At 61.8% G+C, this 16,240-nt stretch carries 11 protein-coding genes; 7 read left to right on the top strand and 4 right to left on the bottom strand.

All coding sequences use genetic code 11. The annotated features are described in order from the left end of the window. The 3 genes from KUL25_RS21770 to KUL25_RS21760 form a co-directional block, all read right to left on the bottom strand. Positions 1-735, bottom strand: a 735-nt coding sequence (locus tag KUL25_RS21770) for a glycosyltransferase family 2 protein (RefSeq protein WP_257894937.1), incomplete at its 3' end; no start/stop codon positions are given. Positions 736-772: 37 nt separating this feature from the next. Continuing rightward, positions 773-1,789 (bottom strand): ParB/RepB/Spo0J family partition protein, encoded by a 1,017-nt coding sequence (locus KUL25_RS21765; protein ID WP_257894936.1) that lies wholly within the window; start codon positions 1,787-1,789, stop codon positions 773-775. 172 nt (positions 1,790-1,961) lie between these two features. Then, on the bottom strand, positions 1,962-3,344 hold the full coding sequence (locus tag KUL25_RS21760; RefSeq protein WP_257894935.1) for an AAA family ATPase: 1,383 nt from the start codon (positions 3,342-3,344) through the stop codon (positions 1,962-1,964). A 531-nt stretch (positions 3,345-3,875) separates the two neighbouring features. Here KUL25_RS21760 and KUL25_RS21755 point away from each other — a divergent pair. The 7 genes from KUL25_RS21755 to KUL25_RS21725 all read left to right on the top strand — a co-directional run bounded on the left by KUL25_RS21755 (position 3,876) and on the right by KUL25_RS21725 (position 12,271). Further along, entirely contained in the window at positions 3,876-4,883 is a 1,008-nt protein-coding gene (locus KUL25_RS21755; protein WP_257894934.1) for a replication initiator protein A, read from the top strand. Positions 4,884-5,131: 248 nt separating this feature from the next. Then, positions 5,132-5,830 carry a glycosyltransferase family 2 protein gene (locus tag KUL25_RS21750; RefSeq protein ID WP_257894933.1) on the top strand — a complete coding sequence of 233 codons (699 nt, stop codon included), beginning with the start codon at positions 5,132-5,134 and terminating at the stop codon, positions 5,828-5,830. Between the two features lie 29 nt (positions 5,831-5,859). Next, positions 5,860-6,369, top strand: a complete 510-nt coding sequence (locus KUL25_RS21745) for a hypothetical protein (protein ID WP_257894932.1) — start codon at positions 5,860-5,862, stop codon at positions 6,367-6,369. A gap of 20 nt (positions 6,370-6,389) precedes the next feature. Next, positions 6,390-7,322, top strand: coding sequence for a glycosyltransferase family 2 protein (locus tag KUL25_RS21740; RefSeq protein ID WP_257894931.1), 933 nt, complete (start codon positions 6,390-6,392; stop codon positions 7,320-7,322). Between the two features lie 180 nt (positions 7,323-7,502). After that, a complete protein-coding gene (locus tag KUL25_RS21735; RefSeq protein WP_257894930.1) occupies positions 7,503-8,213 on the top strand; it encodes a rhomboid family intramembrane serine protease in 711 nt (236 codons plus the stop codon). A gap of 240 nt (positions 8,214-8,453) precedes the next feature. Continuing rightward, on the top strand, positions 8,454-8,714 hold the full coding sequence (locus tag KUL25_RS21730; RefSeq protein ID WP_257894929.1) for a spike base protein, RCAP_Rcc01079 family: 261 nt from the start codon (positions 8,454-8,456) through the stop codon (positions 8,712-8,714). Then, a complete protein-coding gene (locus tag KUL25_RS21725) occupies positions 8,714-12,271 on the top strand; it encodes a hypothetical protein (protein WP_257894928.1) in 3,558 nt (1,185 codons plus the stop codon). Before KUL25_RS21730 ends, KUL25_RS21725 begins: the two co-directional genes overlap by 1 nt. 31 nt (positions 12,272-12,302) lie before the next feature. On the opposite strand, the gene KUL25_RS21720 is transcribed toward KUL25_RS21725, so the two are convergent. Beyond that, the gene (locus tag KUL25_RS21720) at positions 12,303-15,962 is read right to left on the bottom strand and encodes a LamG-like jellyroll fold domain-containing protein (protein ID WP_257894927.1); all 3,660 of its coding nucleotides are present in this window, start codon (positions 15,960-15,962) and stop codon (positions 12,303-12,305) included. Positions 15,963-16,240 lie beyond the last annotated feature (278 nt).

Here is a 16,240-nt window from a genome sequence, read left to right as displayed (position 1 = left end):
TAACGGCATCAGAAACGCACGCAGCCCCCATTTCCCGCGGGCGGCGAGGACGAACCGCGCATTGCGCAGATAAAAGCCAAAGGTCTCATAGTTCATCCGTTGCCACTTCCGCTCCAGCGACGGCCAATCGGTCCGCGTGGGATGGCCCACCCTCAGATCTGGCGCATAGAAAAGATGGGCGCCCTTTGCCGTCGCCCGAAGGCACCAGTCCCGATCCTCCGAAACCCCCACCAGAAACGGCCCTGTCCGGTCAAACATCGCGCGCGATGCGACCAGATTGGCGGTTACCGAAAACCCCCTGTCGCGAATATAGCCCTCTTGATCGAAGGCGAAGACCGTCTCGAACGCCTCGGCGCCCGAGCGTGGCGGCGGGGTTTCATCGAACACCTCGACGCGGCCGCCTGTCACGATTTCCGGGCGACCCAACGTGTTGTGTAGCGCCCGCGAAACCCAATCGGGCCCGGGCACGCAATCCGCGTCCAGAAACGCCAACCAAGGTGCCGTGCTGGCCGCGACGCCCGCGTTGCGGGCCGGCCCTGCCCCGGCCTCAGGCTGCACAACGAATTGCACCCAATCGAAGCGCGTCTTGACGCCCTCCAGATCCTGCGTCGAGGCATTGTCGGCAACCACCACCTCCACGCCTGTCCGGTCCTGGGGTTCCAATGCGGCAAGGCACCGCGTAAGGCGGTCCACGTCGTTGAAATGCGGGATGATAATGGCGAGATCAGAGGTCATCGCGACGTCTTAGCGAAGAGGTTTCGCATGCGAAACCCTAGGGCGCGGTCTTTTGGCGCGCGGCGAGCCAGGTTTCCAAATCCCGTTGCAACTCGGCGGTCACTCCCGGCCCACTCAGTTTCAGCCCTCCCCGGGTTTGGCTCAACTCCACCCCCCCCGGATAAGAAGCGTGCACGACCCTATTAGGCGTTTTAGAGCCTGAATTTGCCTGTAAGACCTTCTCGATCCGGGCCTGCTCCTCTTGGGCCGTCTCGGCACGGACCGCCGACAGGGCCTTGTAGAGCAGCGCCCCCTGCCCCGCATCAAGCGCCTTGGCCAAACGCAGGCCCAATCGCTCCGGGATCGCTTCGGGGAAGGTCAGCACCGGGTCAAGCACGCGGAACAGGCGAACGAAGGCGTTAATCTTCGACCGCTTCGCCTTGGACGCGGTGGGAAACAGGTTCTGGACCGCCTCGGCAGAGCCTTCAAACACCCCCATGTCACTGGCCCGCGCGGCGACTTGCGCGCGTTCATAATAGGACAGCCCCACACGCAGCTCGTTCTCCTCGACCATCGAAAGGTAAGCCTCGGCGGCGGTGTCAGGACGGCGCAGGACGGCGCGGACGGTGGTAAAGCGATCTGGATCCCGGTCGGCCAACCGCTTGATCGCCGCGAGCCTGCGCCAGCCAGAGATCAACCCGAAACGCTTGGCTTGAGTTCCATGCGCTACCGCTTCGCTGCTGCCGCGCAGATCCACCACCTCGATCGGCATCTGCTGCCCCCGCGCCTCAATAGAGGCCTCCAGCGCCGCCATGTCTGAGGCATCGGTCGCAATCCGGTCGCGGGTCAGGTGGGTCTCGTCGATCTGATCCAGCGCGATGTCTTGGACCAACCGCCCCTCGACGCGGGCGCGGGTCAGTTCATCGGCCAGTTCCTGAACGGCGGCATGGGAGGCCGCGTCGCCTGCAACACGGGCGATCGGTGGGTTGGAAATAGGGTCTAATGCCCCCGTTAGAGCCTGATCTGTCCCCTGCCCCGCGATCATTGCCGGGCTCAATCGTTTGCGTTTTGCCATAATGGCCCCTCCTGATATCCGGCCCAAGACAGCGCAACGCGCGACAGGCCCCGAATAGACATTTTGCATCCTACCATGGGCGCCAGGCTGTTGCGGTTTCGCGCGCGAAACCGTTCGGTGCCCCGGCCTCCAGGTACCCAAAAGGGCGTTGGGCCAGGAATGAACTTCCCCTTCACTCCGCCGCCTGTTCCGCCGCCGCGTCCAATTCTTCCCGGCGCCAGATCCCCAGAAGCAGCTTCTTGAAGCCCGCATAGGTCTCATCAAAGGTGGCGCGGCCGCGCGCATAGGTTTCGCGGTTGAAATCGCGGTAATCGGCCTCGTAGATACCGTGGACCTGCTCACCCGCCTGGCCGATCAGCGCGGTGAAGTCCTGGCGGTGGGGGCTGAGAACCTCGCCCATATGCGCACTGATCAAGGCCGCCATTTCCGCCTGCTGGCTGCCGTCATAGCGCGTGAGGACCGCGCGCACCGCGTCCCACTCAAACCGCATCTCGTCGCGGCCCAAGGCGCGGGCGGCCATATTTTCCCCCTCCTCGATGGAGGCGAAGGTGGCGTGGAGCATGTCGAAAAAGCGCCCGGTGCTGTCGAACTCCAGGAACGAGGCGCCAAACGGCACCAGAAGGATATCCGCCGCCGCCAGTCCATTGATCGTGAGGTAGCCCAGGGCAGGGGGCGTATCGACGAAGACGATGTCATAGTCATCCAGCACGCCGTCAGCCTCTAAACTGCCGGACAGAGCCTCCCAAAGCTTCCAGCCGCGCGTGGCCATGCGCCAGACCGGGATCTGAAATTCGGACCAGTACAAATTCAGCTGCGCGCCGATCAGGTCGATGTTCGGCCAATGGGTGGAACGGATCACGTCCTGCGCCGTCATATCCACCGCCTCGGACAGCGTCTCATCCAGCGGTTGCGGCGCTTCGCCCCGGTCCATGCGGCGCTGGTTCTCGGCCCTCAGCGCCTGCGCGTAGTGGCGCGCCAGCAGCGGGAAGACCGTGCCCCATTCATCTTCGACCTTGCCGCCGAAAATCGATGTCATGGAGCCCTGGCTGTCCAGATCCACCACCAGCACCTTGTAGCCATCCAGCGCCGCTGACATCGCCAGATGCGCGGCGGTGGAGGTCTTGCCCACGCCGCCCTTGAAATTGGCCACGGCAACGATCTTGGCGGGCAGGCCTTTGGGTCGGTAGGGCAGGTACTCCTTCGCCTTGGACCCCTCTGCTCCGAAATGGGCGCGCAGGCGCAACACGTCGTCGAGGGTAAACCACTTGGCCCCTCCCTCGGTCTCGGATGTGCCTTGGGGCAAGTTGGGGTTCTGGCGCAACACCCGGCGGAAATGGGCAGGGGCCACGGGGATCAGGTATTTGGTGATCTCCCAGGTGGAAAACAGGCGCAGGGTGCGGGTGCCGGTTTCATCCAGGCCCCGACTGGACAGATCAGCGCGACCTTTGGCACAGGCATCGGCCAAGGCAGAGAAATCCGCTGTCCCCTTGGGATCGCCCAGATCGTCCAGCGCCTTCTCGGGCGAGATGTTGAAATAGGGAGGCAAGCTGCTCATTTCCGCCCTCGTGTTATATGTTTTCCTTAAGGTACGCGAAAACCTGTAACATGCAAGCAATGTCCGCACATCAAAGCGCTTTTTCTAAGCAAACAAGGGGGGAGCCATGGGACTTCAGGGTAGGGCAGGGGCTTTGCGCTGAATAGCCCTGTTATTTTTCTGTTATTGATTCAGTTACGGAACGGACACGCTTTGAGAAAGGTCCATGGCTTCAACATCTTGCAGGGCATTCTTTGAGACAGGGTGACTCTGATCCCCCGATAGGGCGACTCTGAAACCCCGCTGAAGCGACTCCGATCCCCCGATGACAGGTCAAGGAATCATGGACCCCGCGCACGCCTGTGGATAACTTAGGCGTAAATGAAACCACGAGTTCTGATTTGCGCGACCGCTTCCGCCTATTTGAGCGCGGGCGCAGAAACGGAACCGACGACAGGTTACAAAACCGGCCCCAGGTAGCCGGAAGCGGTAGGCCAATAAAACACTGCCCAAAGGGCAGGGACGTATATAACAGGAGAGGGTTCGAGCAGCATGACCCCCCAACCCACCACGCGCGATTTCTTCGTCTGCGATTTCTTCGCGGCCGTGCCCAAGCACGATCTGGCGAGCATGGAGCATCCGATCTTCTCGCTTTCCACCCGGCCCGATCGCCGGATCCTGTCCTACGAGCATCGCGGCACCGAAATCACCATCACGCCAAGCGTGAAGGGCCGCGCCACGATCTTCGACGCCGATATCCTGATCTTCTGCATCAGCCAGCTGATGGCGGCGATCAACGTCGGCCGCGCGACCTCGCGGACGCTGACGCTGACGGCCCATGACCTGCTGCTGGCCACGGGCCGCGAGACCTCGGGCGATGCGTACCGCCGCCTCAAGGACGCGTTCGAGCGGCTGGCGGGCACGCGGATCACCACCAACATCGCGACCGGCCCCAAGGCGGACCCGGTTGAGGTGACCTCGGGCTTCGGTCTGATCGAGGCCTGGGAGATCGTGCGCAAGACACGGGACACAAAAAGGGGCGGCGGCCGGATGATCAGCGTGTCGGTGACGTTGTCCGATTGGCTCTATAATGCGGTGCTGTCCAAGTCTGTCCTGACGCTGAGCCGCGAGTATTTCTCTTTGCGCAAACCCCTGGAGCGGCGGCTCTACGAGATCGCGCGCAAGCATTGCGGGGCGCAGCCCGCCTGGCAGGTATCTGTGGCCGTGCTGGCGAAAAAATCAGGCTCTAATTCGCCCATCAGGGTCTTCCGCGCGATGTTGCGCGAGATCATCAAGAGCGATCGCCTGCCCGATTACGAGCTGGTCGAAGAGCCCGGTGATCTGATCCGCATCACGCCCCGCGCGGTGGTCGAGGATATTGGCACAGGCCCGGTGCTGTCGCCGGACGCCCTGGAGCAGGCCCGCGCGATCGCACCGGGCTGGGACGTCTATGCGCTGGAGGCAAACTGGCGTGGGGTTTGGGCGGCGACGGGGCGTCCGCGCCTGCGTTCGCCCGACAAGGCGTTTTTGGGATGGGTGAAGAAACACGCGCTCAAGTAGCGAAGCGGTAGCGCATAAAGAACGCGCTCAAGTAGCGCAGCGGTAGCGCATAAAGAGCCCGCTCAAGTAGCGAAGCGGTAGCGCATAAGGAATCCGCTCAAGTAGCGCAGCGGTAGCGCATAAGGAATCCGCTCAAGGTGCGAAGGATGGGTGCGAAACAGAAGACCCCCTCACCAAAAACCACTGGAACACGGACCGTTTCGCGTGTGAAACGCGAGGCACTCTTAAGCGAGAGAGTTACATTTGACATGACGTCTGCCGATCCAATCCTGACCATCATCATGGTCAGCTATAACACCCGCGACCTGACCCTGACCGCGATCCGCACGTGTCTGGAGACGACGCGGCAGACATCCTTCAGGCTGGTGGTTCTGGATAACGCGTCCAGCGATGGCTCTGCCGATGCAATCGCCGAGGCCTTTGCCCATGAGGACCGGGTCGAGCTGATCCGTTCCGACGAAAATCTGGGCTTTGCCAAGGCCAACAACGTGGTGGCAGCCCAGGTGGACACCGAGTTTCTGCTGCTGCTCAACCCCGATACGGAATGCCATGCGGGGGCGGTGGACAATTTGGTCGGTTTCGCGCGCGAAACCCCGCAGGCGGGCATCTGGGGCGGGCGCACGGTGTTTGCGGACGGCAGCCTGAACATTGCCTCGTGCTGGAACCGGATCACGCCGTGGAGCATGTTATGCCGCGCGATCCGGTTGGACGCGCTGTTTCGCGGATCCGAGTTTTTCAACCCAGAGGCCATCGGCGGCTGGAAGCGCGACAGCGTGCGTGAGGTCGACATCGTGGTCGGGTGTTTTCTGCTGATCCAGCGGGAGTTGTGGCAGAGGCTGGGGGGGTTCGATCTGAAATACTTCATGTATGGGGAGGAGGCCGATCTCTGCCTGCGCGCGGCCCAGATGGGGTATCGGCCGATGATCACCAGATCAGGGTCAGTCTGAAGTGCAGCCCCCGTCACCCGATGCAACGAATGCTGTTGCTGCATCAGGTTGCGCAACGAGCGGAAATCGTCATTCCAGCGGTCCCCATGCTGTTTCAACCCTTCGAAATCCCACTGCTCAAGCCCGGTTCCGGGGGGCTCCAGCTCAAGCCAGTCATTGGGCAGGAGTTTGTGCTCCTCCACGTCCAACGTACCGCTCTCACCGGACCGGGGATTGTCGATCTGGGTCTGCTCGAAGAAATGCGACAAGACCGTCACCGCGCCCTGCTTGCAGGCCGGGGCCAGAACATTGGCTTCGATCGTCTCGATTGTATGGCGGAGCGATCGTGTAATCCCGAAGAAACAGATCGCGATCCGGGGGCGTGTCATGGGGCTTATCCTTTAGACAGTGACACGATGGCTGCGTCCGAACATATTATATCAGGTCGCGAGACGTCCGCATCGACGATCTTTGCAGACGTCGAGAAACCGCCGCATTTACGGGGTACGACCAATATCTTGGAGCCCTGGGTGATCCAGGCTATCGATTGCACGGATTAAAGCCAGGCACAGGAGCGCCGATGAGCATTTGCATTACCCTCTGCACGCGGGGACGGCCACAGATGCTGGCGCGCTGCCTCTCCTCCCTGTGCCCTGCGATCGCCCGCATGTCCGAGCCGGTTTTCGTCGTGGTGGTCGAAAACGATACTGAGGTGCAATCGCGCGATATCGTCATGAGCTTCACGGATCGGCTGGATATCCATTACGCCCAAGAGGTCGAGCCGGGCATCCCCTTTGCCCGAAACCGGGCGATAGAAACGGCCCTGAGCATCGGATTTGACTGGTTGATCTTCATCGATGACGACGAATGGGTGGCTGAGGATTGGCTGACAACCTTCACCGCAGCCCGCAACACCTATCCCGACGCCGAGGTGCTGACCGGTCCAGTATTACGCGACTACCCGGCCAATGCCCCTGGCTGGCTGCCCCACTCGGGCCGGGCAGGCCATGCGACGGGGACGCGCCTGCCCGCGGCCGCGACCAACAACACAATGGTCGCAGCCCGCCTGTTCCGCCCCGACGGGCTGGCGATGCGATTGAACGAACAGATGCGATATACCGGCGGGTCGGATACGGAATTCTTTTTGCGCTTCAGCCGCAAAGGCGGACAGGTCATCTGGGTCGAAGAGGCGCGGGTCTTCGAGGAATATCCCGACAACCGCTCCACCCTGAGCTGGCATATCCAGCGCAATATCCGCCGCGCCAGTGGTGGGGTGATGATCGAGCGGATGCACGGCCAATCCAAGCTGCGCTACGTTGTACCACGGGTCGGACAGTGTCTGTATCTGGGTTTGGGGCGCATCGTTCAGGGAACGGGGCAGATGCTCTTTGGGCGGCGCAGGGGCCGGGACCAGATGACGAAAGGCCTGCTCAGCCTGGCCAGCGCTTGGGGATATCTGCGTGGGCTGTTCAACCTGCAATCGAACCCGTACCAGCGGATCGATGGATACTAGCGGGCGCTCACACGATCGGGCCGCACCGTAGATCACGGAATACCTACGGCGCCTCCGTTTGAAGAACCGCCGGATCCGGGCCCAATCCGCCCCACGATAAAGCGTCGCCCCGGCCGCCCTGACACGGAGGCAGACATCCAATCCCTTGCGACCCCGCACCCGTTGCGTCAAGTCTGTCCAATGGCACGCGCGCGCAAGACCACCACCGATGAAGCCGAGACCCTGTCTGCCGGGCCGACGCTGCCGTCATCCGCGCCTCTATACCACCCCTCCGCGCCGTGGCTTCTGGCGACGATGGTCGCCCTCATGAGTATTGTCGAACTGGGGCTTCTGGGCAGTGACTATGGTCTTTGGGGCAGCTCCCGCCTGCGCCAGTCCGCCTATGAATGGTATGGGTTCTGGCCGGGCCTGCTGCAGGGGTGGGATCCCAATTACACCCTGCAACCCTATACGATGTTTCTCAGTTACGCGGGCCTGCATGGCGGACCGGGGCATCTGGCCATGAACATGATCACCCTGTGGTCGCTGGGGGCCGAAATCATCGCCCGTGTGGGTCGGCTCCGGTTCATTGTGCTGTACCTTGGCACCGCCATAGGCGGGGCGGCGGGCTACGGGCTTTTGGCAACGACGATCCAGCCCATGGTCGGCGCATCGGGGGCCTTGTTCGGCCTTGCGGGGGGGCTGATGGCCTGGGCCTACGTGGATCGGTTCACAGCCCGCGCCGGGTTGTGGCCGATTGCGCGGGTGGCCGCCCTGCTGATCGCGATCAACATCGCGATGTATTGGGCCCTTGATGGTCAACTGGCGTGGCAGACACACCTTGGGGGGTTCCTTGCGGGTTGGGTGCTGGCCATGCTGATCGACCCCCGCGGGCGCCCTGCCGACCCGTGAAAGACGCCCCTCCTGGGTGCACCATGGAAGGCACCGCGCGCACTCTGGGGTTTGGTAAGACTCTCTTTACCTGCCCTTGACTCGAATCCTCCTCCATACGAGACCAACCTCCGCCTAAAGCTGGCAGAGCGCGTCGTCTCCAGGTCGACAGGTGTCTTCCCGCTCATGCGCATACCTCCGAATTCCCCTGCTCTCTGCTTCGATGGCCCTGCCTCTTGATTTTATCCAGGAGAGCCCTCGATGCCCGATCCATTCGACAACCACGCCATTGGCCTCGAAAGCCCCGCCACACTCCTCGTGCCGGTTACGCCAAACGACGGCACAGATCTGACCATGCCTTCGCGTGCCATCAATGTGGCGCAGTCAGGCAGCGTTCGGATCACGACGACCGGCGGCTCGACCGCCACCGTCTACATCGCAGCCGGCATAGGCTTTCCAGTCCGCGCCACGCGGATCTGGGCCACTGGCACCACGGCAACCGATATCGTTGTGATGCTCTGATGAGTATCGCGCTGTCCCACTCCATTTCATCCCAAAGCATGCCGATCCAATCCGGCCTGCCGGACGCACCCGACGTGCCGGGGCAAACCGTCGTGCTCACGCATCGTGACGCTGGCTTCAGCGTAGCGGGAACCAGCGCACACGGACTCTATGCGGATGGCTCGCCTTGGGTGCAGCAAAGCGCCCAAACCACCTTGACCGCGACCACACCCACGGCGGTGCTGCATTCCGGCACGATTGACGGCACCTCTTATGTTGATGCCCCCCTTCACGGCATGATGCGTGATCCCGGACAGGCGCAGGTCCCGACAGCCTCCCTTGCGGATATGCAAGACAGCAACATGCGCCGCTGGCGGAATCAGGGCTGGGATGGACGGCGGGTCAATACGAATGAGGCGCTGGCCTATGAGGCTGTGCACAACGTCGATCCCGGGGCTACGGGGCAGCCGCTTGCGCTGAATGCGCCTGCCTCTTTGGTGAAGGCGGTTTGTGATCCTGACACGGACGATCAGCGCGAGGTCATCACCAACTACGGTATCTTGACTGTCGTGCCCCTGGCCCCTGTCCATGCCGACAGCGCCCGCCCTGCCATGGCGAACCCGGACAAGTCGCCGCCGTGGCGCACGTCCGATATCGTCCTTCCTGATACCGTCGCCAACTCCTACGCCAACCTGCCCACATACGCCGGGATCCTGGGGGGTATCGATCTGGTCATCCACATGATCGATACCAATCTGAGTGCGACCCGCGCCACCAACCTTGGCCCCCAAGGGGGGTATGGCGGCGCCGTGGCCGAGGATTTCGCGCGCGCCGGTTTCTGGCTTGTGTACGGCGGCGGCAGCGAGGCAGAGCGCCTGGAGGTGGCCCGCATGATCTGTCAGGTCGCGGAAGACCTCAAATGGCGCATGTTGCAAGGCGGTATCGTCACCTCCAACGGAGGCTGGTGCCAGATGGCGGATGTCATCCTGGGCCTCGCCTCCGAGTTGATCCCTGGCCACTTCGAGAGCGCACGTGACCTGACAGTCGTGACCACCAACAACCGCTCAACTGTGAATTGGCCACCTGTCGGATCAACTGCCTTGGCCGAGACGCGCCGGGTGCAGCCTGTCACGCAAGCGATCATCGACATAGACCCGCAGTATATCTCTGCGCCCTACCCGCAGAAGATGTTGGGGTGGCCGGAATGGTGCTCTGATTTCGGGACGAACAAGGCTCTCCCCACTGGCGAGACGAATCAATTGGGAGTGCTTGAAAACGCGCTGACCTATGACCCGGGCGTTTCCATCGGGGGTGACGACAAACCCGGCTATCGCCACATCACCATGAAGGCGATGGTGCCGCTGACGCTGTTCTTGCGGGCGGTTGGCTCCAGCTACATCACCGATCACCAGACCTACTTCGACTACATCGACCGCCACATGGGCGAGATCATTTCTCAGAACGGGGGGTATGAAGGGGTGGGCTATGCCAGCGCCGCATTCGATGATTGGATGATCGAAGCGTGGCGGGAACAGCGTGGGATCGAGGGCATTTGGGCCTCGGTTCCCGTTATGACGATCCTCGGCCAGTCCGAGAACAAGATCGGCGTCTTCTCCAACAGCAACCTCGACGCCCGCGCTGGCCAGATGCCGACACTGCTTCCCGGTGTGGACGCGCGCTATGCCCTCAAGGACCGCCACGAGGACAGATACACAGGCTACCGTGTGATAACTGCGGATCCGGACGCCATCGCCAACCAAGACATCAATCCGGGATTTGTGGCCATCGCCAACCTCTGGCACCTCGGGTCAGGCGGAATGCCCCTCCGAATGGTGGATGGCACGCGTTCCGGCACCGACATGACCGACATGATGGACGATGATGAGACGGGCCGGAATTTCGATGAAGAAGTTGCGGTCGTCAAGCTGGCCTCCGTGGCCTTTGGGTCCGTCTCTGATGTGGTCTACAACTGGTGGAACGCCGAAGCCGGGGCCGCGCAGACTCTCTGGGAAAGCCGTGCACCGCACTTTTTCGGGGTCGCGGCCGATGGCTCGGATTTCGACTTCGTCGCCAATACCCTTGAGCATTGCCTGATCGACACGACCGAACGCGGATTTGGCCTGCTACCTCTGGGTACCAAGGTTCACATGATGATGCCCGGGATCAAGGTGCGGAACGCAGAAGGCACCTACGACCCTCCTCAACCAAACTACACGACGGATACGGCGGGCAATGCGATCACGGGAATGATCGCGCAAAACGGGATACCGTCCTATCAGGAGCGTCTCGACTTCCTGACCGACGCGCCTGCCGCCAACACCGGGCGGGCGCTGATCTCTCCGGCGTTGGTGCGCTTTGGAGATTACGTGAACGGGGCGCAGCTTGCGCAGCCCGCGCAAAGTTCAATCCACCCCTCCATCACCGAACGCGACGGGCAGGTCCTGTTCGCCCAGGACCTCGGCGCGGGCTTGCTGATCGCCCAAGGGTATTATGATGCACCCGTGCTGGACCGGGTAGAATGGGCCAGTGATGGCAGCTACGCGGATTTCGTCTACGCAATCCCCGATGGGGCCACCCTGACGACCCAGCGTATTCAAGACGCTGAGACGGTCCCGAGCCCCCGCCCGCACCAGCAGGACGTGATGGGTTTCGTGATCTATCGCAATGGCGACACCGACCGCACGGCGCGGCCCGTCTTCCGCACAGGCCTTGCAGACGCCACAACCTACCCCACGGCCTACCGTGGCACCGTGACCATCCAGGACACCGGCACAGGCTCCGGCGGCGCGCGGGAAGGCGTGGTACGTGTCACGCCCGAAGAGGCGTTCGCCAACGGTGACGTTGTACACTTCGGCACCGACGGCAACTATGGCGACTTCTGTCTGCACGGCGCACCTGACTACGACGCACGTCTCTACCGGGATGGCCTCCGGGCCCATATTTCGGCACTAGAAAGCGGTTTAGAGACTTATCCAGGCATCCCGGTACGCGCCCAGGAGATCGCGATGGCCTCCGGCATCACGATGGGTCCGACGCTCACCTTCGCGGATAGCGAACAAGGGCAAGACTTCGGGGCCACGTCACAATGGCGTCGTAACGGTGGCCTGCAACCCAATGTCGTCAGCAACTGGATGGTGAAGCCGACTGTCGGATATGCCCGCGCGGACTCGGCGGATGGAAACCTGTCCCTGGCCGCGCCCTCCGGCTCCACGGTCGTCACCGCGTGTTGCGATGTTCGGTTGAGTTTTGGAGAGACCAGCGGGACGCTGCTTCTGCGTCTTCTGGACATCACAGGGGCTTCGTTTGACGGAGAGTTCGGCCTCACCCTACCCGCAGGCACCGAGCCCACCGGTGACTTCACCGATAGCGGTGCGATTGACATGGGCGGCGGGACATGGCGCGTGTGGGCAAAGATGCCAGCCGCTTCCGTGGCAAGCGGGGATCGTGTCATCTACGATATCCCCAGCTCATCCACCGCATCTGATCGGGTGTTCGATCTTGCGCAGCCCGCGCTGTTCTATGCGGACCTGACACCGACCGAGATCGAAAACCTTGGGCCCGCACTGGCTGCCCCATAAGACCGCCCCTGACCTGCACGCGGGGAGCTGGCTACCACCAGCTTCCCGCGGCCATGCCAGCGTCTTCCTCATTCTCATCTTCGTAATCGTCAAAGCTCTGCTGTTGTGTGGCTTCGATGTTTTCTCCAGCAGGCGGCAGGAACAGCGCGGCGATCAGATCTGCGTCATCCTCGTCGGTTGAGGTTGTCTCCTCCAGCACATCCCCGCTCTCCTGCTGCGTGGAAACAAGCGCCGTGGGCGATGTCAGCGACATCTCGATGCCCATCGTTTTGCTTTCCACCTCAGCTGTCGGTTCCTGACCAAAGGGGTCGCCGGGGTCCGAGGTGAAGCTGACGTCATGGATCAGCGCGTCGACCGTCTGCTCCCAGCGGGAGCCGATCATCAGGCTGTTGCTGGTGCTCGACGTGGTCAGGCCATAGGCCTCGACCTCGTCCACGATCTCACCATTGATCTGCAACTGCAGCATGCCGTTGAGATCCGAATAATTCACCGCGATATTGTGGAACGCGCCGTCGTCGACATGGGTGTCGCCGCTGTCGACCTCGAAAGACCCCTCGTCGGTGCGCAGGTTGAACGTGACCGACCCGTCCGGGTTCACCTCGGCCCGCATGGTCGAACCCATGCGCAGGAACGACCCCGCGCTGTCGTCGATAACGCTCATCTCGATCTGGAACCCGAAGCTGTCCAGACCGTGCATGTCCTCGCTACGGCCCGAGAAGGCGAACATGTCACCATCGCCGATCCGCACGGCCTCGCCCTGGGGGCCGTCGACGATTTCCGCCCCGGAGTTCCACAGATCGACGCCGGAACTCGACAGGTTCGACAGACCCTGATCCGCGCTCAACGCCGCAAGATCGGCCGTGGTCACATCGAAGTCGTCCGCAGGCGGCGGCGGGCCTTCCTCTGCCACTTCCTCTTCCTCTACCACTTCTGCCGGCAAAACATTGGGCTCTATAATCGGCGCGGGCGGCGTGACGATAGTGTCAGACCCGACAAGAGGACCAAAGGCGTCGCTAGGGTCGCCGGGGTCCGAGGTGAAGCTGACGTCATGGATCAGCGCGTCGACCGTCTGCTCCCAGCGGGAGCCGATCATCAGGCTGTTGCTGGTGCTCGACGTGGTCAGGCCATAGGCCTCGACCTCGTCCACGATCTCACCATCGATCTGCAACTGCAGCATGCCGTTGAGATCCGAATAATTCACCGCGATATTGTGGAACGCGCCGTCGTCGACATGGGTGTCGCCGCTGTCGACCTCGAAAGACCCCTCGTCGGTGCGCAGGTTGAACGTGACCGACCCGTCCGGGTTCACCTCGGCCCGCATGGTCGAACCCATGCGCAGGAACGACCCCGCGCTGTCGTCGATAACGCTCATCTCGATCTGGAACCCGAAGCTGTCCAGACCGTGCATGTCCTCGCTACGGCCCGAGAAGGCGAACATGTCACCATCGCCGATCCGCACGGCCTCGCCCTGGGGGCCGTCGACGATTTCCGCCCCGGAGTTCCACAGATCGACGCCGGAACTCGACAGGTTCGACAGACCCTGATCCGCGCTCAACGCCGCAAGATCGGCCGTGGTCACATCGAAGTCGTCCGCAGGCGGCGGCGGGCCTTCCTCTGCCACTTCCTCTTCCTCTACCACTTCTGCCGGCAAAACATTGGGCTCTACAATCGGCGCGGGCGGCGTGACGGTAAAATGATCCGCATGGGCGGCAAACGTGACATCGCTTACCAGCGCGTCGACGACCTCGTTCCAGGGAGAGCCGATGATCAAGCTGTTGCTGGAAATCGGCGGGGTCGTGCCATGGGCCTCGACCTCATCCACGACTTCACCGTCGATCTGCAATTGCAGCGTGCCGTTGGCATGCGAATAGCTTACCGCGATATTGTGGAACGCGCCGTCGTCGACATGGGTGTCGCCGCTGTCGACACGGAAGGTGCCCTCGTCGGTGCGCAGCTGGAACCAGACGGAGCCGTCCCATTCCACCTCGGCCCGCATGGTCGAACCCATGCGCAGGAACGACCCCGCGCTGTCGTCGATAACGCTCATGTTCAGGTTCAGGTCGAACCCCTGCAAGCTGTGCAGCTGCTCATTGCTGGAGGACGCGGCGAAGTAATCGTCACCACCGATCCGGAACGCTGGCCCCTCGGGACCGTCCACCACCTCGGAGCCGGACACCCAGACTTCGCTGTCATAGGCCGACTGGTCTTCAAACCCATGTTTCGCACTCAAGCTGAGATACGTGTCATCTTCCACATCAAGCCCGAATGTTTCTTCGGCCACGACTTGTCCGTCGTTCAGGATGCGCAGCTCCACCTCGCGCTCTCCCGGGGTCGTGAACTGGTAGCTGACCGTCGCCCCTTCGTGAACCGAGCCATCGGGGAACTCCCATTCAAACGTATAGTTCGCCTCGTTCAGGAAGCCGTCCTCATCCACCGAGAATCCCGCATCCAATTGAATCGTCTGCGGATCTTCTGCATCGACAGAGACCACCACCACGGGTTCGATCCCGCCATAGCTGGTCAGGAGCGGATCGCTGAACTCTGAACCGGTTCCCAGATATTCGCTATCGGGGCGCAAACGCAGGTCAGCCAGATCCGCGCCGCCGACAGCGAAGGGATTGATGATGTGATTGCCGACATAGTCATCAGCATAGGGGTTGATGTAGTCCAAGATGACATTGCCCTCGGACTGGGCATCGGCAGGCAGCCTCAGATCAGAGGTGATGTTGTTGTTGGCCGTGACGTTCCAACTGCTTGAGAGAACGATTTGCGGGGGATCGCCTGTCGCGGCATTCCACAGCAGCGTGTTGTCCTCGACCGTGACGCCATTGGCATGGCCCACCGCGATCCCGTGGACATGGCTGTTGTGGATCAGATTGTTGGTGATCGTGATATTGCTGTAGATATAGCCGTCATCCAGACCCTTGTCGTAGGTTTCGTTGCGGATCCAGATGCTCTGGGAGCTGCTGCCATTGCCGCTATCGAGGATGTTGCCGTTGATGGTGATGTCGCTGGAGACGATTTCGGCGTTGGTCGACCATAGCTGGATCATGTCGCCGTGGGTGAAATCGTTCGTGGTGCCCAGGAAATCGTGGAAATAGTTGCCCTCGACCAGCACGTTCTGAACGCCCCCCATGCGCAGACCGTCGCCCTGGAACTCGGTGAATTCATTGCTCAAGAACTTCACATCGCGCGATTCCATGATGGACGTGCCATGGAGATAGCCCGACGCCGTGTTGTTGCTGAAGACGACATCACTGCTGTCGCGGATCGATCCCATACCGATGCCCAGAACGGAATCCGGATCGTCGGGATTGTAATACTCCGTCGCTCCGCCGGTGAACGTGATGTTGGAAAGCTCCACCGCCTCGACGCCATTGAGGCCGAAGCCGCCGCTTTGGGCAGGGAAATCTGTGCCCGTGCTGTCGACATGCACCTCGCTGACCCGCACATTTTCAAGATCGCGCAGCACGATCGCCGACAGGGCCACCGGGTTTTCCGGGTCGGCCGAGGTGATGTGGACCGGCTCATTGCCACCATCGCGCAACTCAAGCCGCAGCCCCGTCACCCCTTCGGTCAATTCAATACGCCCGCCCCCTTCCGAGTTGGACAGGGTTTCATAGGCGTCCAGCAGTTCAGCCTCGCTGGAGACCGTGAGTACGAGACTTGAGCCTACCGGTTCAAATGGCATGGGCGATTCCTTCAGGCGTATTCAGCAAACGACACCCCCAAGCGGAGGTACGCGCGTTACGCCTGTTTCCCAGCGCATCTTGGTGCCATGAAGGAATATGCGTGGTGAAGATTGGTTTTAAATTTGTCTAAAATCAGTCATCGGCCCATTACAGCCTGCCGCAGCATCCACGCCATGCGGATTAATCGAAGCCGTGCCAATGTACGCAAACCCGCCCATTTCTCGGCGGGACTAAGCGCCTCATGGCCGATGACGCGCCCTGCATGGGCCACAATGCT

Source organism: Gymnodinialimonas phycosphaerae, from assembly GCF_019195455.1.
In the GTDB taxonomy this organism is placed as follows: domain Bacteria; phylum Pseudomonadota; class Alphaproteobacteria; order Rhodobacterales; family Rhodobacteraceae; genus Gymnodinialimonas; species Gymnodinialimonas phycosphaerae.
This window is presented reverse-complemented; position numbering and strand designations above follow the sequence as displayed.